Annotated in this window: 22 protein-coding genes; 1 reads left to right on the top strand and 21 read right to left on the bottom strand. The window is 64.7% G+C overall.

Annotated features, from left to right (window positions below):
- Positions 1–190: 190 nt before the first annotated feature.
- From CK489_RS23340 to CK489_RS23245, 20 genes are all read right to left on the bottom strand, one after another.
- Positions 191–412, bottom strand: a complete 222-nt coding sequence (locus CK489_RS23340) for a hypothetical protein (RefSeq protein WP_095733954.1) — start codon at positions 410–412, stop codon at positions 191–193.
- A 111-nt stretch (positions 413–523) separates the two neighbouring features.
- A complete protein-coding gene (locus CK489_RS23335; RefSeq protein ID WP_143278205.1) occupies positions 524–2812 on the bottom strand; it encodes a nitric oxide reductase activation protein NorD in 2289 nt (762 codons plus the stop codon).
- A gap of 14 nt (positions 2813–2826) precedes the next feature.
- Positions 2827–3639, bottom strand: coding sequence for a CbbQ/NirQ/NorQ/GpvN family protein (locus tag CK489_RS23330; protein WP_283806270.1), 813 nt, complete (start codon positions 3637–3639; stop codon positions 2827–2829).
- A 49-nt stretch (positions 3640–3688) separates the two neighbouring features.
- Positions 3689–4708, bottom strand: coding sequence for an alpha/beta fold hydrolase (locus CK489_RS23325; RefSeq protein WP_050627893.1), 1020 nt, complete (start codon positions 4706–4708; stop codon positions 3689–3691).
- Positions 4709–4742: 34 nt separating this feature from the next.
- Positions 4743–6077, bottom strand: a complete 1335-nt coding sequence (locus CK489_RS23320) for a purine-cytosine permease family protein (RefSeq protein WP_095733952.1) — start codon at positions 6075–6077, stop codon at positions 4743–4745.
- 80 nt (positions 6078–6157) lie between these two features.
- The gene (locus tag CK489_RS23315) at positions 6158–7195 is read right to left on the bottom strand and encodes an aliphatic amidase (RefSeq protein WP_095733951.1); all 1038 of its coding nucleotides are present in this window, start codon (positions 7193–7195) and stop codon (positions 6158–6160) included.
- A 33-nt stretch (positions 7196–7228) separates the two neighbouring features.
- The gene (gene urtE, locus CK489_RS23310) at positions 7229–7921 is read right to left on the bottom strand and encodes an urea ABC transporter ATP-binding subunit UrtE (RefSeq protein ID WP_095733950.1); all 693 of its coding nucleotides are present in this window, start codon (positions 7919–7921) and stop codon (positions 7229–7231) included.
- Positions 7914–8666: an urea ABC transporter ATP-binding protein UrtD gene (gene urtD / locus CK489_RS23305; RefSeq protein ID WP_050627891.1), complete on the bottom strand. Its 753-nt coding sequence runs from the start codon at positions 8664–8666 to the stop codon at positions 7914–7916. Before urtD ends, urtE begins: the two co-directional genes overlap by 8 nt.
- On the bottom strand, positions 8663–9802 hold the full coding sequence (gene urtC, locus CK489_RS23300; RefSeq protein ID WP_095733949.1) for an urea ABC transporter permease subunit UrtC: 1140 nt from the start codon (positions 9800–9802) through the stop codon (positions 8663–8665). The genes urtD and urtC overlap by 4 nt, the downstream gene beginning before the upstream one ends.
- A gap of 16 nt (positions 9803–9818) precedes the next feature.
- The gene (urtB, locus tag CK489_RS23295; protein ID WP_050627888.1) at positions 9819–10688 is read right to left on the bottom strand and encodes an urea ABC transporter permease subunit UrtB; all 870 of its coding nucleotides are present in this window, start codon (positions 10686–10688) and stop codon (positions 9819–9821) included.
- A gap of 125 nt (positions 10689–10813) precedes the next feature.
- On the bottom strand, positions 10814–12064 hold the full coding sequence (locus CK489_RS23290; RefSeq protein ID WP_245350484.1) for a transporter substrate-binding domain-containing protein: 1251 nt from the start codon (positions 12062–12064) through the stop codon (positions 10814–10816).
- Between the two features lie 128 nt (positions 12065–12192).
- Positions 12193–12834: an ANTAR domain-containing response regulator gene (locus tag CK489_RS23285; protein ID WP_050627886.1), complete on the bottom strand. Its 642-nt coding sequence runs from the start codon at positions 12832–12834 to the stop codon at positions 12193–12195.
- On the bottom strand, positions 12831–13985 hold the full coding sequence (locus CK489_RS23280; RefSeq protein ID WP_198961004.1) for a transporter substrate-binding domain-containing protein: 1155 nt from the start codon (positions 13983–13985) through the stop codon (positions 12831–12833). Before CK489_RS23280 ends, CK489_RS23285 begins: the two co-directional genes overlap by 4 nt.
- 272 nt (positions 13986–14257) lie before the next feature.
- Complete coding sequence (locus tag CK489_RS23275) at positions 14258–14707, bottom strand: Zn-ribbon domain-containing OB-fold protein (protein ID WP_095733946.1); 450 nt, start codon at positions 14705–14707, stop codon at positions 14258–14260.
- On the bottom strand, positions 14704–15900 hold the full coding sequence (locus tag CK489_RS23270) for a thiolase C-terminal domain-containing protein (protein WP_095733945.1): 1197 nt from the start codon (positions 15898–15900) through the stop codon (positions 14704–14706). The genes CK489_RS23275 and CK489_RS23270 overlap by 4 nt, the downstream gene beginning before the upstream one ends.
- Positions 15897–17192 carry a CaiB/BaiF CoA transferase family protein gene (locus CK489_RS23265; protein ID WP_095733944.1) on the bottom strand — a complete coding sequence of 432 codons (1296 nt, stop codon included), beginning with the start codon at positions 17190–17192 and terminating at the stop codon, positions 15897–15899. The genes CK489_RS23270 and CK489_RS23265 overlap by 4 nt, the downstream gene beginning before the upstream one ends.
- Positions 17193–17246: 54 nt before the next feature.
- On the bottom strand, positions 17247–18470 hold the full coding sequence (locus CK489_RS23260) for an ABC transporter substrate-binding protein (RefSeq protein WP_095733943.1): 1224 nt from the start codon (positions 18468–18470) through the stop codon (positions 17247–17249).
- Between the two features lie 29 nt (positions 18471–18499).
- Positions 18500–19453 carry a PDR/VanB family oxidoreductase gene (locus CK489_RS23255; protein ID WP_095733942.1) on the bottom strand — a complete coding sequence of 318 codons (954 nt, stop codon included), beginning with the start codon at positions 19451–19453 and terminating at the stop codon, positions 18500–18502.
- Between the two features lie 14 nt (positions 19454–19467).
- Complete coding sequence (locus tag CK489_RS23250) at positions 19468–20787, bottom strand: Rieske 2Fe-2S domain-containing protein (protein ID WP_095733941.1); 1320 nt, start codon at positions 20785–20787, stop codon at positions 19468–19470.
- 12 nt (positions 20788–20799) lie between these two features.
- Positions 20800–21126 carry a hypothetical protein gene (locus tag CK489_RS23245; RefSeq protein WP_095734625.1) on the bottom strand — a complete coding sequence of 109 codons (327 nt, stop codon included), beginning with the start codon at positions 21124–21126 and terminating at the stop codon, positions 20800–20802.
- A gap of 190 nt (positions 21127–21316) precedes the next feature.
- On the opposite strand from CK489_RS23245, the gene CK489_RS23240 reads away from it, so the two are divergent.
- Positions 21317–21811 carry a MarR family winged helix-turn-helix transcriptional regulator gene (locus tag CK489_RS23240; RefSeq protein WP_050627878.1) on the top strand — a complete coding sequence of 165 codons (495 nt, stop codon included), beginning with the start codon at positions 21317–21319 and terminating at the stop codon, positions 21809–21811.
- Between the two features lie 8 nt (positions 21812–21819).
- Here CK489_RS23240 and CK489_RS23235 read toward each other — a convergent pair whose 3' ends face one another.
- Entirely contained in the window at positions 21820–23013 is a 1194-nt protein-coding gene (locus CK489_RS23235) for a CaiB/BaiF CoA transferase family protein (protein WP_095733940.1), read from the bottom strand.
- Positions 23014–23018 lie beyond the last annotated feature (5 nt).

Genomic DNA, 23018 nt, shown 5'->3' with positions numbered 1-23018 from the left:
GATAGAGCAGCTTGACACGTCGGGCAACTCAGGGATATTCTTCTAATATTCCGAAATCGTGCAAAGCGCCGCCCGCCCGCAAATGCGGGGCGAGATGAGGCGGAACCTGCACGTCAGGCCATCGCGCGTTAGCTCTCTGTTTGAGCATGGTCTCTTCGGAAAACCGCTTCGCACGTTTCCGGATCATGCATTAGTTCACAACCTGGCGCCGCTCGTCCGGCGTCAGCTTCTTCATCTGCTCCGCCGTCAATTGGCCGTCGCCGATCACCTGAAAGGCGCTGTTCGGATCGTACTGGCTCTGCTTGTCGCTGCCGCGACGCTTCTGCTCATCACCACCACCGTCGCGGCCACCGCCGTGTCCGAGGCTTCGCTCGGGGCGCGCCGCCGAGGCGGACAGGCTCTCTTGTCCCATCGCGAGGTCGGCACCGGCTCAACGGGCAAAGACAGATCAAAAAAGCACAATCGACAAGACAGCGGTGCGTAGGCGCGCGGGAGGTGGCCGGCAGCTCGACGGCGGCACTCTCTATTTCTTCAGTTCCGCGTAGAGCTGCATCACCCGGTGCGGCAGCACCTCGATGCGCGGTACCCGGAGCGCATGGCGCTCGCCGAAAATGCGATCGAGCTGGGGAAATCGGTGTTCTCCGACACCGAAAGCAAAAATATCGGTGCCACGCCGCCGCAATTGCTGCGCGGCCCGGCGCGCGTCCTCCACGAGATATTGCGGATCCGGCACATCGACGTCGGACGGCTCGCCATCGGTGAGGACCAGCAGCACCTTGCGGAACGCGCGTCGTCCCTCAAGGTAGTCCCCGGCGTGGCGCAAGGCCGCACCAAGCCGGGTGGAATGGCTGCTGCCAAGCCCCGCGAGACGCGAGCGCACCACGGCATCCATCGGCTCCTCAAAGCCCTTGACGCGCAGATAGCGCACGTGCTCGCGGCCGTCGGAGCTGAAGCCATGCACCGCGATCGCATCATTGGCGGCCTCGACCGCCGCTGCCATGATCGCGGCCGCCTTGCGCTCGACCTCGAGAACCGTGCGGCCACGGCGGTCGCGGTCGGCGGTCGATTGCGACAGGTCGAGCAGCAGCAGAATGGCGAGATCACGCGGTCCCGGCGCATCGCGCTGGTAGACCCTTGGCTCGCTGATGCTGCCGGCGCGACGCTCGATGGTCAGCGCAATCGCCGCGTCGATGTCGAGCGCCTCGCCGTCGCGCTGGGCCTTGTGCCTGATCCGGCGGCCGATCGAGGCGTCGCTGGTCAACCGCGTGATCCAGCGGGTCGTCTCGGTGTCCGTCGGCAGTTCGAACGGCCGCGCGGAGACGACGGCATCAGCCTCCAGGATCGTTGTCCAGTCGGCCCGCTCGGTCCGCGCGGCATAATCCCATTCCGGATAGGTCGCGACCGGAAATCCGTCGAGCAGCGTCACCGCGGCGGCCTTCGCACGCAGCGTCTCGTCGGGCCTTGCGTTGTCGTCGGTGGACTGTCCATCGGCGTCCTCGCGACGCTCCACGCGCACGGAATCGACCGCAAGTTCGATGGTCTCGGTCGGACTGTCCGGCTGATCGCCAAAATCCCACAGCGCCAGATTGTCGTCGCGGTACGCCGGTTCGACGACGTAGCTCTTGGCGTTGAACTGCAGCCGCATCTGCCCGATGTCGTTGCCGAGCAGTCCGCCGATCTCGCGGCTGATGGCGGGATCCGTGCAGCGGCCGGCGGCATCGGCAAACAACTGTCGTCCCTTGGTCACCCACGCATCCGGATCCTGATAGTTGGGATCGATCAGCGCCCGCGCCAATCGCATCATCAGTCCCGCCGCGGTTGCCTGACCGGAGGGCGTCGCGCTGTGAAACGGCAGCCACAGCCGGCGCAGCCCGGGCATCTCGCGCAGCGCCAGCGTCTCGACCCTGGCATCCTCGATCAGCGAGACCAGCGCGATCTGCAACGCCTTCAGCCGTCCCACGGGAAAGCGCACAGTGGAATGCACCAAGTGGGCTCCGGCATGCGCGACCGCCGCGAGATAGACCGTGTCCGCCGCCTCGCCCGCGAAGCCGGGAAAGGTCTCCGGGAGGCCGATGAAGCCGACGGCGAGCGAAGTGCGCCGCGGCACCGGCGTCGGTGCCATGGCAAGCTTGCGGAAGCGCGGCCTTCTGTTCCACAGCGCAAGCGTCGTTGCAGCGAGACGCTTCTCGAGCCGGGCAAAATCATCGCCGGTGCGACCGACGGCGAACAGCCGTGCCGAAAGCGGATCGTCGAGCGCGAAATAAGCGCGCCGCCGCGATGCCCGGCCGCCGCTCGCGCGCAAGCCGGCAGACACCCAGGCGGCGAAATCCTCACCGCCGGCGTGCGCGAGCAGCGGCTCCAGCCGGCCGATCGCAAGGCCCACCGATTCCGGGCCACCATCTGCGAGTTGGCCAAGCGCGGCGAGAACGGCGGTGAGCCCTCCAGCACCGACAAGCCGCGGCAGCACCTTGGACAATTCGATCAGCAACGCATGAGCGGCGCGGCTGCCGGCGCCGCGGCCGATATCGCCTGCGGCGCGCCCGATCGCGATCAGATCATCGGTCGACCGCTGCGCCGGCCATTGCTCCGACAGTTGCAGAAAGACCAAGACCACGGCGTGGCCAAGATTGGCGTCGAACAGGACGTGCACCACCTCATCCCAGGCCGCGAGGTGATCGATCGACCCTGCGCGTTGCAATGCGGCCCGCGCCGCCTGCACGGCCGAGCCGATCTCATCGTGGCCGCGCAGCAGCGCCGCGAGCCGGCGTCCGGACCGGAAGCTATCGAGCGAACTGATTTGCGCGACGGCCACCTGTGAGCGCCCGTTCACGCAGAGGCCGAGATCACGTCGCGCAACGTGTTCCTGGTATCCGCATCGTCGGTCAGCGGGACCACGATCGTGGTCTCGCAGGCCTTCTCGAGGCTGATGCCGCAGCCGATCAAGCGGCCGGCATTGACCAGCATCCGGGTCGACGCGCCCTCATCGAGCCCCTGACCTTTCAGATTGCGGCTATGCTGCGCGATCCTCACCAGGAGATCGGCAAGGTTCGGTTCGATGCCGGCCTCGCGCGACACCACCTCGGTCTCCGCCGAGCGGTCCGGATAGCCGAAATCCAGCGCCGCAAAGCGCTGCTTGGTCGACTCCTTGAGGTCCTTGATCGCACTCTGGTAGCCCGGATTGTAGGAAATCACGAGCTGGAAGTCGGAATGGGCGTGGATCAGCTCGCCACGCTTTTCCAGCGGCAGCACACGGCGGTCGTCGGTCAGAGGATGGATCACGACCGTGGTGTCCTGACGCGCCTCGACGATCTCGTCGAGATAGCAGATCGCGCCAAGACGAACGGCCGTGGTCAGCGGCCCGTCGCTCCACACCGTTCCCTCCGCATCGAGCAGCCAGCGCCCGACCAGGTCCGCCGCGGTCATGTCCTCGTGACAGGCGACCGTGATAAGCGGACGGCCGAGCCGCCAGGCCATGTACTCGATGAAGCGGGTCTTGCCGCAGCCGGTGGGGCCTTTCAGCATCACCGGCATACGGCTCGCATAGGCCGCACCGAACAGTTCGACCTCATCCCTAAGCGGCCGGTAATACGGCTCCTGCCGGATGCGGTACTGGTCGAGCAGCAGAGCGGGATTGGACAAGCTCACGCCTCCCATGATCGCGCAGGCAGCCGTTCGCAATCGTTCGAGATCACGATGCGAGCAATTCCCTAAGCTTGCCATCGATGAAGGCGACATCGACCGGATTCGTCCCCGGCCCGCCCGCGAAGTGGCCCCAGATCGACGGCACCGGCACGAACTTGGCGTTCGGCATGTTCGCGACCTCGTTCTCGCTGTCTTCAGGCGGGAAGTAGAGATCGGTCTGCCCCGGCATGACATAGGTCTTGGCCTTGATCGCCCGCAGCGCAGCCTTGAAGTCGCCGTTGTAGATCTCGTTGGCGCTGATGTCGCCGTTCTGCCAGGTCCACAGCATGGTGAGCAAGTTGTTGGGATCCTTCGGCAGGAAGAAGCCCTCCCAGAACGCCACCAGGAAATCCTCCAGCGACGAATAGCCCATCGTCTTGATGTCGAGTTGCTCGCGATAGAACGCCTGCGAGAAGCCCCAGCCCGCATACACCCGCGCGGCGGCGCGCAGGCCGCGGGCCGGCTTGTCGGTGTACCAGCCCTCCTTCCACGCGGCGTCCGCCGTGAGCGCAGCCTTGACGCCTTCGAGGAACACATAATTGTGCCGCGAACATTTCGCCGAGCCGCAGAACGGCGCCAGCAGGTCCATCATGTCAGGGTAAAGCGCGCCCCAATGGAACGTCTGCAACGCGCCCATCGACCATCCGACCACCAAGCGGATGTGCTTGATGCCGAATTTCTCGGTCACCAGCCGGTGCTGAGCGCGAACATTGTCATAGGCCGTCACCTGCGGAAATCGCGGTCCGTTATAGGGCTCCGGCGTGTTGCTCGGCGACGACGACAGGCCGTTGCCCAGCATGTTCGGAATGATGATGAAGTACTTCGCCGGATCGAGCGCCATGCCCGGCCCGATCAGCCATTCATTGTCGTAGTGCTGACCGGAGTACCAGGTCGGATAGACGATCACATTGTCCTTGGCCGCGTTGAGCTGGCCAAACGTCTTGTAGGCAAGCTTGCAGTCGCGGAGGGTCGCGCCGCGCTGCAAAGTCAAATTGCCGAGATCATAGATCTGATAGTCGACGCTCATTGATGTACCCTTCTTGCTTGATTGAGCTGATCGCTTAGGCGGGACGCGCCACCTTTTCGGTCGAGGAGTCCACCCGCGCGATCGCCCCGTACACGATGCCGGCGACCAGCGCGGCTGAGATCGCAGTGGACAGCCCCGGCATCAGGTTTTCAACCGCAAAAGCGCACAGCGACCCGATGCCCCAGGCAATGAAGGGCTTCGCGCGCCAGTCGACATCCGCACGCGCCTCGGTGCGCAGCAGATATTGATCGACCAGGATGATGGCGCCGATCGGCGGCACCAGGATGCCGAGCAGCGACAGCCACTGGATGAAGAACGCCCAGACGTTGCCTGCCGCCACGACGATGCCGATGGCGCCGAGGATCACGGCCATCAGCCGCATGTTGGTGCCGAGAATGCGCGACCAGCCGGTCGCCGCATTGTAAAGACAGTGAGAGCAAACCGAGCCGAGATTGGTGTAGAGGAAGATGAAGGCGAGGATGCTGAGCCAGGTCAGCTGCTTGCCGTTCATGAAGCCGAACATGTTGTCGACACCGAATGGATTGGCGTTCGGCACGGCGAGCGCCGCCGTCATCACGCCGCCGACCAGCATCGCCACCAGGTTGGCGAACGGAAACGCGCTGAACGTGGCGAACAGCGACGCTCCCGGACTCGGCGCCCAGCGGTTGAAGTCCGCAGTCACCGTTCCGGCGTCGATGAACAGCGCCAGCACCACAGTGAGGCCGACGCCCATCGACATGCTGGCCACGCCATTGTTGCCGGCATAGCCAAAGATCGCAGCCGACGTCGTGGTCGACGCTGCGTCGGCGGCAACCCAGAGGCCGAGCACGACGAACAGCGGCACCGACGCCAGCCCGATATAGTGCAATCCCTTCACCCCGACGAACGTGATCCCGATATAGAGCACGCCGGCGACGATGGTCATCGCCACATAGTTGAGGCCGTAGGTCGAGGAGATCAGTGCGCCGGTGATCCCGGTCTGCACCGCATACCAGCCGAGCAGCAGGGTCGACAGCAGGCCCGACGCCAGCACATAGCCCTTCTTGCCGAACACGATGCTGGCGATCAGCGCGAAGTTCATGCCCTTCCGCGTGCCGATCAGGCCGAGCGCGCCGACATAGGCGAACATGATCAGATTGCCGATGATCATCGCCACCAGCGCATTCTTGAACCCCATGCCCAGCACCAGCAGCGATCCGGTCATCGCGCCGGTGATGATCATCGGAAAGCCCAGCCACACCATGGTGACCGAGAAGGCGCTGCGCCGGGCGCTGATCGGCACCGGCTCGTGCTCGAATTCATGACCGAGAAGGTCGTCGATCTGTCCCTCGGTCTGGTGAACGATACCGCTATTCGCTTGGCTGTTCATGGTAACCCCCGCTTCCCCTTGCAACAGTTTTGAGAACTGTGCCGGCGCATGATCGCGCCGGCACAGCCTGGCTTCTCAAATCAACGATGTGCGACTTTCTGGTTCGGGATACCCTCGATCGGGCATTCATCCGTCCCGACGGTCGGACGGGTCATGGCCTCGACCATCTCCCGCGTCCCCTCCGGATCCGTGATCCAGTTCTTGTAGAAGGTGTACGGGCAGACCGCGTGGCCGCGGTCGCCGTCGCCGGAGTTGATCAGGCCGGTGTAGCCGCGGTGCATCAGCTTGAAGAGATGGTTCTGCGACTGCATGTTGCGGCGGGCGTCGCGGATCAGCGACACCGAGAGCTGCGCGTACTGGATGCCATTCTCCTCGGTGCCGCACTCGCCGAGCGTCCTTCCGTCGAAGCCGATCAGCGCCGAATGGCCGAAGTAGGAATAGACGCCGTCGAAGCCGGAGGCGTTGGCGACCGCGACGTAGCAGTTGTTGGCCCAGGCCATCGACTTCGAGATCTGGATCTGCTGTTCCTTGGCCGGATACATGTAGCCCTGGCAGCGGATGATCAGCTCGGCGCCGCGCATCGCGCAGTCACGCCAGATCTCCGGGTAGTTGCCGTCGTCGCAGATGATCAGGCTGATCTTCAGCCCCTTCGGCCCTTCCGAGACGTAGGTGCAGTCGCCCGGATACCAGCCCTCGATCGGCACCCACGGCATGATCTTGCGATACTTCTGGACGATCTCGCCCTTGTCGTTCATCAGGATCAGGGTGTTGTACGGAGCCTTGTTGGGATGTTCCTCGTGGCGCTCGCCGGTCAGCGAGAACACGCCCCAGACCTTGGCCTTGCGGCAGGCGTCGGCGAAGATGCGGGTCTCCTCGCCCGGCACCGACGACGCCGTCTCGTACATCTCCTTGGAGTCGTACATGATGCCGTGGGTCGAGTATTCCGGGAAGATCACGAGATCCATGCCCGGCAGGCCGAGCTTCATGCCCTCGACCATCTTGGCGATGTTGCGCGCGTTATCCAGCACCTCGGCCTTGGTGTGCAGACGCGGCATCTTGTAATTGACCACGGCAACGCCGACCGTGTCCTTGCTGCTCGATATATCTCCATGCAACATGTCTCGACTCCCTTTCTTGAACGATAATTCCCGCTACACGGCCATGTGCAGCTGGATGAGATCATCGGTGAGCTCACCGATCGCGCCCTTGGCGACGACGCGTCCCTTTTCGAGCAGCGCGAAGCGGTGAGACGCACGCCGCGCGAACGCGACATTCTGTTCGACCAGCACGACCGTGATGCCGCGCTCGCGATTGAGGCGCGTGATCACGTCCTCGATCTGCTGGACGATGTTTGGCTGGATGCCCTCGGTCGGCTCGTCCAGCAGGATGACCTTGGGCTGGGCCAGCAGCGCACGCGCGATCGCGAGCTGCTGCTGCTGGCCGCCGGAGAGATTGCCGCCGTAGCGATTGAGGAAGTCCTTGAGCACCGGAAACAGCTCGAGCACCCATTCCTCGATGCCATTGGCTGATTTCGCTGCGAAGGTGCCGAGCGTCAGGTTCTCCCGCACGGTGAATTTCGGCAGGATGCCGCGGCCCTGCGGCACATAGGCGATGCCGGCCTTGGCGCGCTGATAGGTCCGCAGCGGCGAGATGTCGGCGCCGTCGAGCGAAAGACGTCCGGTGACCCGGTCCATCAGGCCGAGGATGCTGCGCATCAGCGTGGTCTTGCCGACGCCGTTGCGGCCGAGCACCGAGAGGAACTCGCCGTTGCCGACCATCAGGTTGATCCCCTGCAAGGCGCGGCTGTTGCCGTAGAACGCGTCGACGTCGGTCAGCTCAAGCATGGCTGATGCCTCCCGATCCCAAATAAGCGCGGCGCACTTCCGGATGTGCCTCCACTTCCGCCGCGGTGCCTTCAGCCAGCATCTGGCCCATATGCATCACCGAGATGATGTCGCCGATCGCTTTCACAAAACCCATGTCGTGCTCGACCACGATCAGCGTGTGCTTGCCCTTCAGCCGCGCGAACAATTCGGCGGTCTTGCGGGTCTCCTGCGCGGTCATGCCCGCGGTCGGCTCATCCATCAGGATCAGCTCGGCGTCCTGGGCGACCAGCATGCCGATCTCCAGCCACTGGGTCTGGCCGTGCGACAGATAGGCCGCCGGCCGGTCGAGCTGCTCGGTGAGCCCGACCAGTTCGGCCAGGCGTTCGATGTCTTCGCGCCCGGAATTGCCGGTGTTCCAGCGCAGATTGCCCAGCACGGAAGTGCGGCGCGCCCGCGCCACTTCGAGATTGTCGCTGACCGAGAGCTCGCGGAACACACTCGGCACCTGGAACTTGCGGCCGACGCCGGCGCGGGCGATCTCGTATTCCTCGAGATCCTGTAGCGCGGTGCCGTCAAAACTGACGGTGCCGCTGCTCGGCTTGACCTTGCCGCAGATGATGTCCAGCGCCGTGGTCTTGCCGGCGCCGTTCGGTCCGATCAGGCAGCGCAGCTCGCCCTTGCGCACGCTCATGTTGAGCGCGTTGAGCGCCTTGAAACCGTTGAAGCTGACCGAGACGTCGCGGAGATCGAGATGCGAGCTCATGTGCTGCCCTCCGTCTGGCCGACGCCTTGCGCGACGCGGCCGCTGGCGGCCTGGCGGCGCTGCACGATCCAGCGCAGGATGACTTGCGCTAGGCCGGCGAGACCCTTCGGCAGGAACAGCACGACGAGCACGAACAGCGCGCCCATCACCAGCGTCCAGGTTTCGAGGAAGGCCGCGGATTCCGACAGCGCGCCCTGCATGCCCGCCACCAGCACGGCGCCGAGGAACGCCCCGACCAGGCTTTGCCGGCCGCCGACGGCGCACCAAACCACGACTGACAGCGATAGCTGCACGCCGAGGAAGGTCGGCGAAGCGAACTCCATCACGACCGTGTAGAGCATACCGGCCAGGCCCGCGATCGCCGCCGACAGCGCGAAAACGAAGATCTGGTAGAGCGCGACGTCGTAGCCGAAATAGCGCACCCGGCTCTCATGATCGCGGATCGCCTGCACGATCAGCCCGGCCTTGGACTTGGTGAAGGCAAAGGCGACCAGCAGGCTGAGAAGTACGCAACCGGCGACGAGATAATAGGTGGCGCGGCCATAGGCATCGAAGGCGACGCCGAAGATCTCGAGCTGGGCGAGATCGGTGATGCCGTTGAACCCGCCGGTGTAGCTCTGCTGGTCGATGATCACGAGATTGATCACTACCATGGTGGCGAGCGTGATGATCGAGACGTAGACGCCGGTCACACGCCCGCGAAACATGAACCAGCCGAGCGCCGCCGCGACCAGCGCCGGCACGATCAGGCCCGCGGCGATCGCAAAGGACAGCGAGCGGAACGGCTCCCAGAACCACGGCAGATGCGCAACATTGTTCCAGACCATGAAGTCCGGCAGGCCACTTGCTCCGGTGTGCACAGGAACGGTCTTGAGCTTCAGCGCCATCGCCATCGCGTAGGAGCCGAGCCCGAAGCTCATCGCCTGGCCGAGATTGAGGATCCCGCCGAAGCCCCAGGACAGCCCGAGCGATATCGTGAGGATGCCGAGCACCAGATAGCGCGCGACCTTGTTGAGCAGGAAGTCGTTGTTGAGCAGCACCGGGAGCGCGAACACCACGGCGCAGACAATGAGCAGCGGTGCGAGCTGCGCGATCAGGCGCTGCAATCCGCTGGAGTTAGGAGCATTCGACGGCATAGATGAGCGATCTGTCTCAGGCCCGCACGCGTGCGGTGAAAAGCCCTTCAGGGCGGAAACGGATGAGGACGACGATGGCGAGCAGCACGATCGCCTTGGCCACCGTGTCGTTCTGCAGGAAGGCGATGCCGCCGGAGAGCTCGCCGAGGATGAAGGCGCTCGCCACGGTGCCGGCAAGGCTCTGCACGCCGCCGAGCACGACCACCATGAAGGCATCGACCACATAGCCGGTGCCCATGTCCGGCGACACGCTCTTGAGCGGCGACACCAGCGCACCGGCCAGCCCCGCAAGGCCCGCACCGTAGGCAAATGTCAGCGCATAGACCCGCTTGGCGTTGATCCCGAAGGAGGCGGCGACCGAGCGGTCCTGGATGATGGCACGCAGCTTCATCCCGACCGGCGTCCGGTTCATCAGCAACCAGGTCGCCCCGAACAGCGCGATCGACACCACGAACAGGAACACCCGATACGACGAGACCGAGATGCCGAACACGTCCATGCTGTCGGACAGCGCCGGCGGCAGCTGCACGTAACGCAGCTCGCTACCGACCGACAGCCGCACCGCCTGCTGCAGCATGATGCCGACGCCCCAGGTCGCGAGGATCGTATCCAGCGGCCGGTTGTTGAGCAGGCTCAGGACGTAGCGTTCGATGATCCAGCCGAACGCGGCAACCACGAGGAAGATCGGAACCAGGCTCGCCAGCAGGCCGAGCCCGAGATAGGTGTGGAACACCCAGGCCGCGTAAGCGCCGAGCATCACGAACTCGCCGTGGGCGAGATTGATGATGCCCATCGAGCCGTAGATGATCGACAGGCCGAGCGCGACCAGCAGCAGGATCGACCCGATGCTGAGGCCCGTGACGATTTGTTCAATGAATTGGTCCACGTCGGGATCCGCTCTGCAGTGTTCGTTTGATGCGCCCTGCCGCCCGCACGCATCCGCGCGAGAGGCGGCGTCGCGGGGAGCCGGCCGCCGGCGCCGCACGCCGACGGCCTCGTCAGCCCCCGTCGTCAGCTCTTCTCGACCAGGCCCTTTTCGGTACAGGACTGCCCGGGATAGGCCGCGTAAGGCACCGGCTTCAGCCACTCCTTGGCCTCGACGAGAATCTCGAACTGGCCGTTCGACTTCGCCTGCGCGATCTTGGGCCACAGCCAGGTGTGCAGGTTCTCCGGCTCGATCTGGACCTTGCCCTGCGGCGCAATCATGCTCTGGCCCTTGACCGCGTCGCGGATGTTCGGCGGCGTCAGGTCGCTGGTGGCGAGCTTCTCGACCGCCTGCTTGAACAGATAGGCCTGGAAGTAGCAGGCCTCCGAGACGAAATGCGTCACCTTGTCGGCGCCCCAGCGCTTCTTGTAGGCCTCGACGAATTTCTCGTTCTCCGGCGACTTATGCACCATGAAGTACGGCGCCGAGGTGAAGTGACCCGCGGCGGCCTCACCGCCCATCGCCGCGACCTCGTTCTCCGACGTCGTGAGGCTGGCCATCGGCATCTTCTCGGGATCGAGGCCGGCGGCCTTGTACTGACGATGCAGCGCGACCACGGAATCGCCGACCACGGTGGAGAAGATCACGTTCGGCTGGGTCGAGCGGATCTTGTTGATGACCGAAGAGAATTCGGAATGGCCGAGCGGCACATATTCTTCCGCCACGACCTCGCCGCCGAGCTTCTCGAGCAGCTTCTTGCAGTAGTTGTTCTCTTCCTTCGGATAGATGTAGTTGGATCCGATCAGATAGAACTTCTTGCCGAACTTCTTGACCAGCCAGGGCACGAACTCATCCTGCTGCTGGTTCGGCACCGCGCCGGTGTAGATCACGTTCTTCGAGCACTCGCGGCCTTCATAGAGCGTCGGATACCAATAGAGATTGTTCTGCCGCTCGAACACCGGGAGCACCGCCTTGCGGCTCGCCGAGGTGTAGGAGCCGAACACGCTGACGCATTTGTCGCCGACGACAAGCTTGCGCGCCTTCTCGGAGAAGGTCGCCGGATCGGATGCCGGATCCTCGACGATCGGAACGATCTTGCTGCCTTTGATGCCGCCGGCTGCGTTGATTTCCTCGATCGCGAGCAGCGTCGCCTTGTTCAGCGATTCCTCGATGATCGCGGTCGTACCCGTCAGCGAGAACAGCACGCCGACCTTGATCTCGCCGCCTGCGGCGTAAGCTAGGTCGGCGTTCTTGATCCAGATATGCGGCAGTCCGGCGCCGGCAAATGCGCCAAGCGCCGCGGTATTCCTCAGCAAAGTCCGCCGTGAAATGCTCATCCCTTAGCTCCCTTCAGGACCGAAAAAACAAAAAGCCCTCCCGATGCGCGCTTACGCGAGCATTGGGAGGGCTTTGTTGCCGGTTGTGTCGAAGGCGGCGCTGTCGCCGCCGGCCCCGCTATTGGGGCTTACTGTTGATGATCGTAGCCAAGCAGTTCGAACGAGTCAACAATCGCCGCGGCGACTGCGCTTGCCGACACGCGACGATCCATCGCCTGTCGCCTGATGAAGCCATAGGCTTCGGTTTCCGGCATCTGCCGCGTCGCCATCAGGATCGCCTTGGCGCGTTCCACCGTGCGCATCGAACGCAGATTGTCGTCGAGCTTCTCGATCTTGCTGCGCAGGCGCCGCTCGTAACCGAACTGGCTGCGCGCCAGCACGAGGCTCGACAGCACCGCATTCGGCGTGAACGGCCGCGGCAGCACGGCGTTCGGCGTCGCATGACACAACGCGTCGGCGTGCACGCTCTCCGTCGCCGGCAGGATCACGACCAGCGCGGAACGCGCGTCGCCGGGAATCCACGGCAAGCGCCGCGCGAGGTCAGGAGAATATTCGCAATACACCACGTCGGCATCGGCCGGAACGCTTTCCGGCATCGGCCAGACCTGACGCACCCGCATCCGGAATCGCTGCAGTTCGCGCAGCAGCATGCCGACCTGATCGTCGACCGGTGCGACCACCACGGCCGAGAGATCGGCGAGTTCCTGAACCATGGTCTTGCGTCCGCCGACGTCTCGGCTCAGCTGCGGCTTACGCGACATTTCGTTCATTGGACGCTTCCTGTTTGCGTTGCACGACCATATCCGATCAGGAACGGATCGGCATGCACCGGCTCTTTTGACTGGCTGACGACATCGAACTGCCCCTGGCGGTTGGCGCGTCCGATCCGGGTCCACAGATCGGTATGCCCCGACATCGGGTTGACGGTAACCGCACCTTGCGGCGCATCGAAGCTGGTGCCGAACACCATGGAGCGCAGCACTTCGGTGTCGAGCGAATTGACCTGCTCGAGCGCCTTCGCAAACAGATGCAGCTGGAAATAGGACGCCTCGGCGCACATGTTGGTCGAGATGTCGGCGCCGAACCGCTTCTTGAAGCGCTGCACGAAGGCGTTGTTGGCGCTGCCCTCGACCCCCTGGAAATAGGACGCCGCCGTGACGTGCCCCTCGCCGACGTCGAAGCCCATGGCGGCGATTTCGGCTTCCGTCGTGGTCAGGCTGGCGATCGGGACCTGCTTCGGATCGAGCCCGACATTGGCATAGGCCTGATAGAGGAACACGGTGCCTTCGCCGACGACGGTCGAGAAGATCACATCGGGCCTGACGCGCTTGATGTCCTGGATGATCGGGACGAAGTCCTGCCAGCGCGCGTAGACATTGACGTAGCGCTCGCCGACCACCGAGCCGCCGTTGCTCTTCAGCAGCTCGCGCATCACCCGGTTGGACTCGCGCGGATAGATGTAGTCCGAACCCACGAAGTAGAATCGTGTTCCGAACGTATCCATCAGATAGCGGCACAGCGCGAGGCTGTTCTGATTCGGCGAGGCGCCGGTGTAGATGACGTTCGGCGACGCCTCGAACCCCTCATAGAGCGTCGGGTACCAAAGCAGGCCGTTCAGCCGTTCGACGACCGGCAGCACCGCCTTGCGGCTCGACGAGGTGTAGCAGCCGAATATAGTGCTGACCTGATCCTCCACCATCAACCGTTTGGCGTAGTGGCCATAGGCGGCCGAGTCCGAGCCGGGGTCGTAGGCGACGGGAACCAGTTCGCGGCCGCACACTCCGCCCGCCTCGTTCACCTCTTCGATCGCAAGCTGCGTGCCCTGATATTGGGTTTCCTCGATGACCGACATGAAGCCGGTTCGCGAAAACAGGACTCCTATCCGCCACGGGGCGGAGGTCGCTTGGGTAGGATTCGACATGATCAGGCCCTCGACAGAATTGGAGGGACGAGAGGGATTATTGTTCTTGTTGCTCTCGAACAGCATTGCCGGGAGCGGAAGATTGCATGTCATCTGCCGCGAGACAAGGACCCTCGCAGCTCATCCTGTCAGCGACGCTGACGCGAAAGCAGGCAAACCGGATGTCACCGGCGACAGATCACAGGTGCAGCGGTCCTTGGACCAGCTATCTCCGGTAGACGCGCGATCGATTGCCCGTATCGGGCGCAACAGGATAGTAACTCCGGGGAAACCTACAGCCGCCGCCATTGCAGCAACGAGTAAGGCGGATCCTGCTCCGGGTGATGCTCGAACACACCTTCGAGATCGGCGCCGATTGCAACCGTCTGATCGGGAGTGCCGAGCAGATTGCCGACCATGCGAATGCCGCCGGCATGCGGCAGTTCGACAAGCACCGCGATGTAGGGTCCATGGCCTCTGAGCGCCGCATGCGACGGATGCCACGCACGTTCCCAGCTGAAGATCTTGCCGCGCGGCTCGACTTCGATCCAGGCGGGATCGAAGGCGTGGCAGCGATGGCAGAGCCACTCGGGTCCGAACTGCCACGTGTTGCAGCGGCCGCAGCGTTGCACCAACAGCTTGCCTTGACGCAATCCCTCCCAGTAAGGCGCAGATAGGCCGTCCGGTTCAGCAACCGGGATCGGCAGACCCGCCGGGAGATAGCGCGCGCTCGGGTTGCTCATAGGGTTGCCTCCGAACCCAGAATGAGACTGCTCGCGGGAGAGACCATCGGGCCTCCGATGACCAACGCGACGTCGCTGCGCCGGGCCTGGCTGGTCGACGTGCCGCGCACCTGGCGAACCGCCTCGAGGACGAGCTCGAAGCCGTGCATGTAGCATTCGGCGAGGTTGCCGCCGCTGGTGTTGAGCGGCAGTTTCCCGGACGGCGCGATCAGGTTGTCGAAGGTCAGGAAGTCGTTGGCCTCCTCCGGCTTGAAGAAGCCGTGCTCCGCCAGCGCCATCACGACGCCGCCGGTGAAATTCTCATACGCCTGCACCACGCCGACATCTGACGGCCCCACCCCGGCCATGCGATAGAGATCGGGCGCGACAGTCTCGAAGCTCGCGGTGGCGTAGAACGGCGCATTGTGCGCCGTCGCCGCCGCGCGATGTCCGGACCCGGAGGCCGCGCCGAGCACATAGGCGCCCTTGTGCCGGAAGTCGCCGGCGCGCTCCGCCGGAACAAGCAGCAAGGCTGCGGCGCCATCATTTTCCATGCAGCAATCGAACAGATGAAAAGGCTCCACGATCCAGCGCGAGGCGTCGTACTTCTCGGTCACCAGCGGCTTGCCGTACATCACCGCGCGCGGATTGGCCTGGGCGTGGTGGTAGGAGGCGAGCGCGATCGCACGCAACGCCTCCTGCCGAACGCCGTGCTCGTACATGTAGCGCTGCACCCGCATCGCAAACCGCTGCGGCGGTGCCAGCACGCCGTAAGGCATCAAGTAGGATCGTTCGCCCGAAACGGTGTGGATGCCGGCCGCCTGCCCGTACCGCCCATACTGGCCCTGCGCCAGCGAGCGGAACACCACGACACAATCGGCAAGGCCCGCGACGATCGAGGCCGCCGCATTGGCAACCGCCGCACAGCACCCGCCGCCGCCGCCACCCCATTGCATCGTCGCCGTACGCAATTGGCGCGTGCCCAGCGCCGCAGCCAGCCGCGACGCCTCGCTGCGATCGTCGCTGTAGGAGGAAAACCCGTCGATGTCGCGGGGATCGAGCCCGGCATCCGCGCACGCCGCCAGAATGGCTTTCAGCGCCAGCTTGAATTCCGGATCGGGAGACGCGCCATGACGATAATAGTCGGTCTCACCGATCCCGACGACCGCGACCCGGCCGCGCAGCGTCCGCTCGTCTCGCGCGCGCGCCGTCACGGTTTGGTATCCTCCTTGACCGCCTCACGCGAGGGCTGGCCACCGAAAGCTCCGCCCCCAGCGAGTTGCGCAATGCGCGCGTCGTCATAGCCGAGCAGTTCGCGCAGCACGCCCTCGGTATGCTGGCCGACGGCCGGTGCCGCGACGGGATCGACGATCGGCGTCCGCGAATAGCGGATCGGCAGGTTCACATTCGGCACCCAGCCGATCGTCTCGTGCGGAATTCTCGTGACGATCCCGCGTTCCCGCGCCTCCGGCGAGCGGATCGCCTCGCCGACACTGCGCACCTGGCCGCAGGGTACGCCGGCTGCCCGCATCCGTGACTGCCAGTGCGACCACGGCTGCCGGGCAAACGCCTCGCCGAGAATCGCGAACAGCTCCTCGCGCCGGCGGATCCGATCAGGACCCGTCGCGTAAATCTCGGCCGCCGCGAGATCCTGCCGCTCGAGCACCTGCGCCATCAAGCGCTGGAAGATCTTGTCGTTGCCGCAGTTGATGTAGAACGAGCAATCGCTGGCCAGGAACACGCCCGACGGGCAGGTGTCGGGACTGGTATTGCCGCTCCGCTTTGGATCGGCATTGTTGAAAAGCGACTGCATGGTCGCATACCCGGTCATCAGGACGGCATTCTCGAACAATGATACTTCGATGGCCTGGCCGAGGCCACTGCGCTCGCGCGCCAGCAGCGCACCCAGGATCGCATTGCTCGCCATCATCGCGGTGCTGATATCCATCACCGGCGACAAGGCCCGCACGCCCTCGCGGTCGGCGTAGCCGTTCATCGAGACGAAGCCGCTCTCAACCTGCGCGATCGGATCGAAGCCGAGCCTGTCGGCAAACGCCCCGTCACGGCCGTAGGCCGACACCGAGCAATAGACAATCTCGGGCTTGATCTTGCGGCAGCTCTCGTAGTCGAGCCCGAGCCGCGCCATCACGCTTGCCGAAAAGTTCTCGACGACGACGTCGGCGGTCGCGATCAGCTCACGCGCGACCTGCAAGCCCTCAGCGGATTTGAGGTCGATAGCGACGCTGCGCTTGTTGCGGTTGGTCCACAGGAACGGAGCACCGTGCCTGAGGTCCGGATGCACCGGAGGATACCGGCGCAGATCGTCGCCCCGGCCAGGCGCTTCGACCTTGATCACCTCGGCGCCCATGTCGGCCAGGATCATGGTCGCGAACGGACCCGCGATGAAGTGCGAGAAATCGACCACCCGGATTCCCTCAAGCGCCCTCGGCGCGCCGGCCGGACGAGGCGTATGCTCGGGGAATTCGGCTTCAAGCTGGTCCAGCATGCGAGACATCCATAATTCTTGAGAAAGGTTGATCGGGGTTCACGACCATCGTCTTCAATTGCCGGCCGGAGGCGCGACAAGCGAGCAACCGCCCTGATCGAGCGGCCGGAACGCCTCCGGGCCCGTGAGCACGCCGACCTGCTCGAGCAGATCCCATTTGCTCTTCGACGCATTCGGGCTCTTCGCCTTGAAGATGTACATGTTGTGGATGGCGCGGCCGTCCGCACGCACCACGACCGGCCCGAACAAGGCGTCATCGATCGGGTTCTCCTTCAGCTTGCGGATCACCGCCTGCGCATCATTGGTTCCGGCGGCCTGCGCCGCATTCAGATAGGCCAGTACGGAGGAATAGACGCCGGCATGAAATGCCGTCGGCGACTGCCCGTGCTGCCGCTCGCTGAACCTGGCCGACCAGGCACGGCTGGCATCGTTGAGGTCCCAGTAGAACGGCTGGGTGATGATCAGCCCCTCGCCGACCGCGAGCCCGCTCGACTCGATGTCATTGGTGGTGGTCAGCAGCGCCGCGAAGGTCCGCCCGCTCTGCTTCAGCCCGAACTCTGCGGACTGCTTGACCAGGCTGACGGTGTCGCCGCCGGCGGTCGCGAAGGCAATCACGTCGGCGCCCGAGCCGTCGGCCTGCAGGATGAACGACGCATAGTCCGCGTTGTTGATCGGCACATTGACCGATCCGAGAACGGTGCCGCCGCCGGCGCCGATCACCGCCGTCCCGTCGCGCACCATCGATTTGCCGAGCGCATTGTCGGTGGCGATGAAATACCATTTCTTGCCGCCGTGCCGCACCAGATAGGCGCCGATCGTGTGCGAGGCCGCCCAGGTATCGAAGGTCCACTGGATCGTGTTTGGCGAGCAGTATTTCCCGGTCAGATCCGAGGACGCCGCGCTCGATGCGATAAGCGCCGCCTTGGTGCCGCGCACGACCTCGTTGACGGCGAGCCCGACGGCCGAGTTCGGCACATCGGCGACCGCATCGACCTTCTCCTGGTCGATCCATCGCCGCGCGATCGCGGCGCCGACGTCTGCCTTGTTCTGGTGGTCGGCCGATACGATCTCGACCTTGAAATCGGGATGCAGCCGCATGAAATCCTCGGCCGCCATCTTGGCCGCCGTCACCGAACCTTCGCCGGCATTGTCCGAATAAGGGCCAGACGCGTCGTTGAGCACGCCGATCTTCAGGGCGCGCGCGGCGTCCGCCGACGCCGGCGAGGTGGCGCAAACAGCCAGCAACGACAGCGCGAGAATGCGAGATAGATACTTCACTTGTTTCCACCCATCTTGTGTTGTTGTTCTCAGAGATCGAGCACCAGCGTGCCGGACTTCGCGCCCGAGCAGCAGATCATCACGCTCCTGTTGGTCGCCTGCTCCTCTTCGCTCAGGAACTGATCGCGATGATCCGGTATGCCGTCGAGCACGCGCGTCTCGCAGGTGCCGCAGACCCCTTCGGTACAGGCGTAGTTAGCGGCAATCCCGGCATCCAGCAGCGCATCGAGAATGGTCTTGCCGGCCCCGACCGCGATCGTGCGGTTGCTCCGCGCGAGCCTGACCTCGAAGCCACCCTCGGTGGCCGGCGCTTCCCGCGCCTTGAAGTACTCGACATGCACGCGATCGGCCGGGCGATCGGCGGTCGCCGCCTCGAATGCCGCGAGCATCGGCACTGGCCCGCAACAATAGAGATGCGCGTGTGCCGGTGCGGTTCCGACGATGGCCGCGAGATCGAACACCCGTCCGGCTCGCTCGTCGTCGAAATCGACGTGCAGGCGGGCATCGGATCGGAGCGCGCCGAGCTCGTCGAGAAATGCTGCGGCGGCACGCGTCCGCGCGGCGTAGTGCAGGTCCCAGCGGCGGCCGAGCGCCTCCAGGCGCCGGATCATCGACAGCAATGGCGTGATGCCGATACCCCCGGCGATCAGGATCGAGTGTTCGGCCTGTTCGCAAAGCGCGAAGTTGTTGCGCGGCGGGGAAATCGTCATGATCTCCCCGACCCTGACGGTGTCGTGAACGAAGCTGGAGCCGCCACGGCTCTCGGCATCCCTGTTCACCGCGATGACATAGCGATGCCGCTCGCGCTGATCGTTGACCAGCGAGTAGCTGCGGATCATGCCGTTCGGCAGATGCAGGTCGATATGGCTGCCAGCCGTGAACGGGGCCAGTTCGCTGCCGGTCGGCGCGATCAGTTCATAGGAGTGGATCCGCTCGGCCTCGTAGCCGATGCGCTTGACCAGCACCTGCTGCGCGTCGGCCATGTGGCCGGATCCGCTCACAGCTCGTACCCGAAATCGGCACCGAGCTTCGCCCGCATGAACGGCGCGCCGACATCGACCCAGGAATCCTCCGGCGGCAACCGCAGCGACACCGCCCGCACCATGAACACGTCGGGGTCCAAGACCCCCTTGGGCTTGATCGCGTGCTCGCGATAGGCGCCGAGCGCCTCCAGAATGAAGCGCCGAGTCATCGCGATGCCGGTATCGCTCGAGCAGAGCGTCTCCTTGGTGCGGTCGAAGATCGGCGACACGCCACTCTGGCAGGCGCCGTCCTGCACCCAGAGCCCCGGCAGGCCCGAGAACCAGGTGGTCCGCTGCGCCTCGTAGTCGAACTGGAAACCGTTCTGCGGATTGTATCTGGTCCAGTAGCCGGCATACGGCACCGTCACCGGGTGCTGCACCAGCGCATGGCGGCTGGCATGACCGCTCTCGCGGCCCTTGTGGCCCTCCGCGAACACCTGCCGGGTTTTCTCCAGCAGCGGTTCCGACGGATGATAGGAGAACATGATGCAGAGCGTGTTCTCGTCGTCGATCGGCACCCAGGCATGCCCGCTCAGATCCGGGAACGGCGAGAGCGGCGGCACCAGCGTGTAGAACGGCAGCAGGAACTGGTTGACGCGCCAGTACAGCGTGTTGGCGTCGTAATTGCGCCGCGCGGCAATGCTCATGCCGAAATCCTGCTTGATGCATTCGAAGGTCGGCCGCAGATCGCGCTTCTGAATCCAGGCGCTGGTCGTGCCCTGGGCGTCGAGCCGGCCGTGCAGCAGCGGTGCGTGGGCGGAGTCGATCTCGCCCTCGACCGCCTGCAGCCAGTTGCACTCCTGGACGCGCACCGAGATGTGCACCTGCTCGGCCGGCACCAGATTCCATTCGAGGTTCGGCAACGGCGGAAGCTCGGCCTGGTCGGGACCCATATAGGTCCAGATCATCCCGTTGCGCTCCTTGCAGGGATAGGCCTTGATCCGTACCCGCTCCTTGAGGCGGCTTCGCACCGGCTCCGCCGGCATGTCCGTCACCGCGCCGGTGACGTCGAATTTCCAGCCGTGATAGACGCAACGCAGCCCGCAATCCTCGTTTCGTGCGAAGATCAGCGGCGCGCCGCGATGCGGGCAGGCCTGGTCGACCAACCCGACGCGGCCCTCGGTGTCGCGGAACGCGACCAGATCCTCGCCAAGCAAACGGATCCGCTTCGGTTGCCCGTCCTTGGCGAGATCAGCCGACGGCAGGAACGGAATCCAGTAAAGCCGAAACAGATCGCCGAGCGGGGTGCCCTTGCCGACCCTCACCAGGCGTTCATTGTCTTCGCGCGAGAGCATGGTTTGCCTCCTTCAATTGCGGGTGGTCGGACCGGCCGCACTACCCAGCAGCGCGGCGACGCGGTCGGAAAGCCCGAGGTCCTGTGCGGTCCAAAGCGGGTCGGATGCGGCGAGCGGCTTGCGTGGAATGGGAGGTTGCCTGCCCTCCTCCACCAGGCCGACGATCAGTTCGATGCGACGCCGCTCGAGCTCCCCGAGCGCGTCCTCGACGACGGCCGCCTCGGCCGTACATCCCGGCAGCTCCGGATAGGCGAGACGAACCCGCCAATGTCCCGGCTCGGTTTCGACCGCCTCGGCCTCAAGCAGATAGGGAATCGACAGCAGCTCGCGCAGCTCCAACAGCAACCTCCCTGAACGACACCTTCATTTGATACGTATACGTACTACATGATCGGATGGCTGACAAGGGCCGAAAGCCATTGCATCGCGCCGCGAACCGGCCAGGGTGCGATTGACCGCAGGGTTGAGGACGTCAGGCCAAGCTGCTAACGGCTAACGCAAATTCGTGAAATCGGGATCGAACAACGGCATGGCAGCCGACAAGGCGAAGAAGACCAGCTCGGCTGCAGACGTTGCGCGCGACTGGCAACTGGAAGGCGGCGTCGGATTTCTGCTGCGGCTGCTGGAGGCCCGCTACGACGGGCTCTATCAAAGCATGACGCGCCAGAGCGACATCACGCCGCGGCAGTTCGGCGTGCTGATGGCGCTGTACCAGTTGGGTCCGCTCACCCCCTCCGTGCTGGCGGACCGGATCAGTTGCGATCGCAACACGCTCAGCGAAATGCTGAAACGGATGGTGGCGCGCAAGCTGGTCGCGAAGAAGGACAATCCGGACGACCGCCGCTCGCTTCAGGTGCAGATCACCGCCAAGGGCGAGGAAGCGCTGCTGGCCGTGATCCCGGCCGCGGCCGAGTTGCAGGAGATCATGCTGGCTCCGCTGCGCAAGGAAGATCGCGCACATTTCCTGAAATGCCTGCTGGCGATCGCGAAGGCTCCACCGCCGGACGCGTCGTCCGATCGTTGAGATCCCGCTTAGGCCGCAGGCTTCCCAAACGTCCCCGCAGCAGCAAGCGCCGCGATGGCGTCGGGCGACAGTCCCAGGATCCGCGACAGCACGTCATCGCGCTGCGCCCCGATGCTGGGCACGTGGCTGCCGATCGGCGTATCGGCCCCGGACATCTGCCATGGCGCGCTGACGCCGACGAAATCACCGGCACCATCCGTGACCGTCCCGAATACCCCCCGCTGACGCAGATGGGGATCGGTCAGCGCCGCGCCCGGCGCCCGGTATTCGGCGCAGGGGACGCCGGCGTGATCCAGCGCTGCAATGCATTCGGCGGCGGTGTGACGCTCCGTCCATTTCTCGATCACCTGCATCATGGCGGTCCAGTTGGCGCCGCGCGCCGGAATGGTCGCAAAACGCGGATCGTTCGCCAGCTCTTCCTGCCCGGTGACCTCACACAGCGCGGCAAAATTGCGCGGTGTGACCGGCGCGATCAGGATGTCGCCGTCGCGGGTGCGCACCGGCCCATAGGTCGGGCGCGGCGCGCGGATCGGGAATTGCGCCTCCTGGAGTTCGTAGACCAGCAGGTTCAGCATGCAATCCATCAGCGCGACGTCGACGCGCTGCCCCTCGCCCGTCCGCGTGCGCTGGACCAGCGCAGTCTGGATCGCGGAATAGCCGAAGATGCCGCCGAGGATATCGGCGACAAAGATCGCTCCTGCCGCGGGACGCTCGCGGTCACCGGCATAGCGCATCAGCGAGGTATCGAATCCGCTCTCGGCATGCACGATCATGGCATAGGCCGCGCGTTCGGCGGCGGGGCCCGACTGTCCATAGCCCGAGATCGAGCAATAGATCAGCCGCGGATTGATGGCGCGAAGCGTCTCGTAGCCGAGGCCGAGCCGGTCCATCACACCGGGACGGAAATTCTCGACGAGGATGTCTGTCTCCGCGACCATGCGATGAACGAGCTTGATGGCGTCGGCGTTCTTCAGGTCCAGCGCCAGGCTGCGCTTGCCAGCATTGAGCTGGCCGAAATAGGTACTGTGGCCGTCGCGCAGCGGCGTTCGCAGCCGCATGTCGTCACCTTCCGGCGGCTCGATCTTGATGACCTCCGCCCCGACATCGGCAAGCAGCCGTGCGCAATAGGGGCCTGCCACCATGATGGAAAAATCGAGCACGCGTACACCCGCGAGCGGCGCCCTGTCGCCATCCTTCTGCATCCGAT

It is taken from the genome of Bradyrhizobium sp. UFLA03-84 (assembly GCF_002289535.1).
Taxonomy (GTDB): domain Bacteria; phylum Pseudomonadota; class Alphaproteobacteria; order Rhizobiales; family Xanthobacteraceae; genus Bradyrhizobium; species Bradyrhizobium viridifuturi.
Note: the sequence above shows the minus strand (reverse complement) of the source record. Positions and strands in the feature narration are given on the sequence as shown.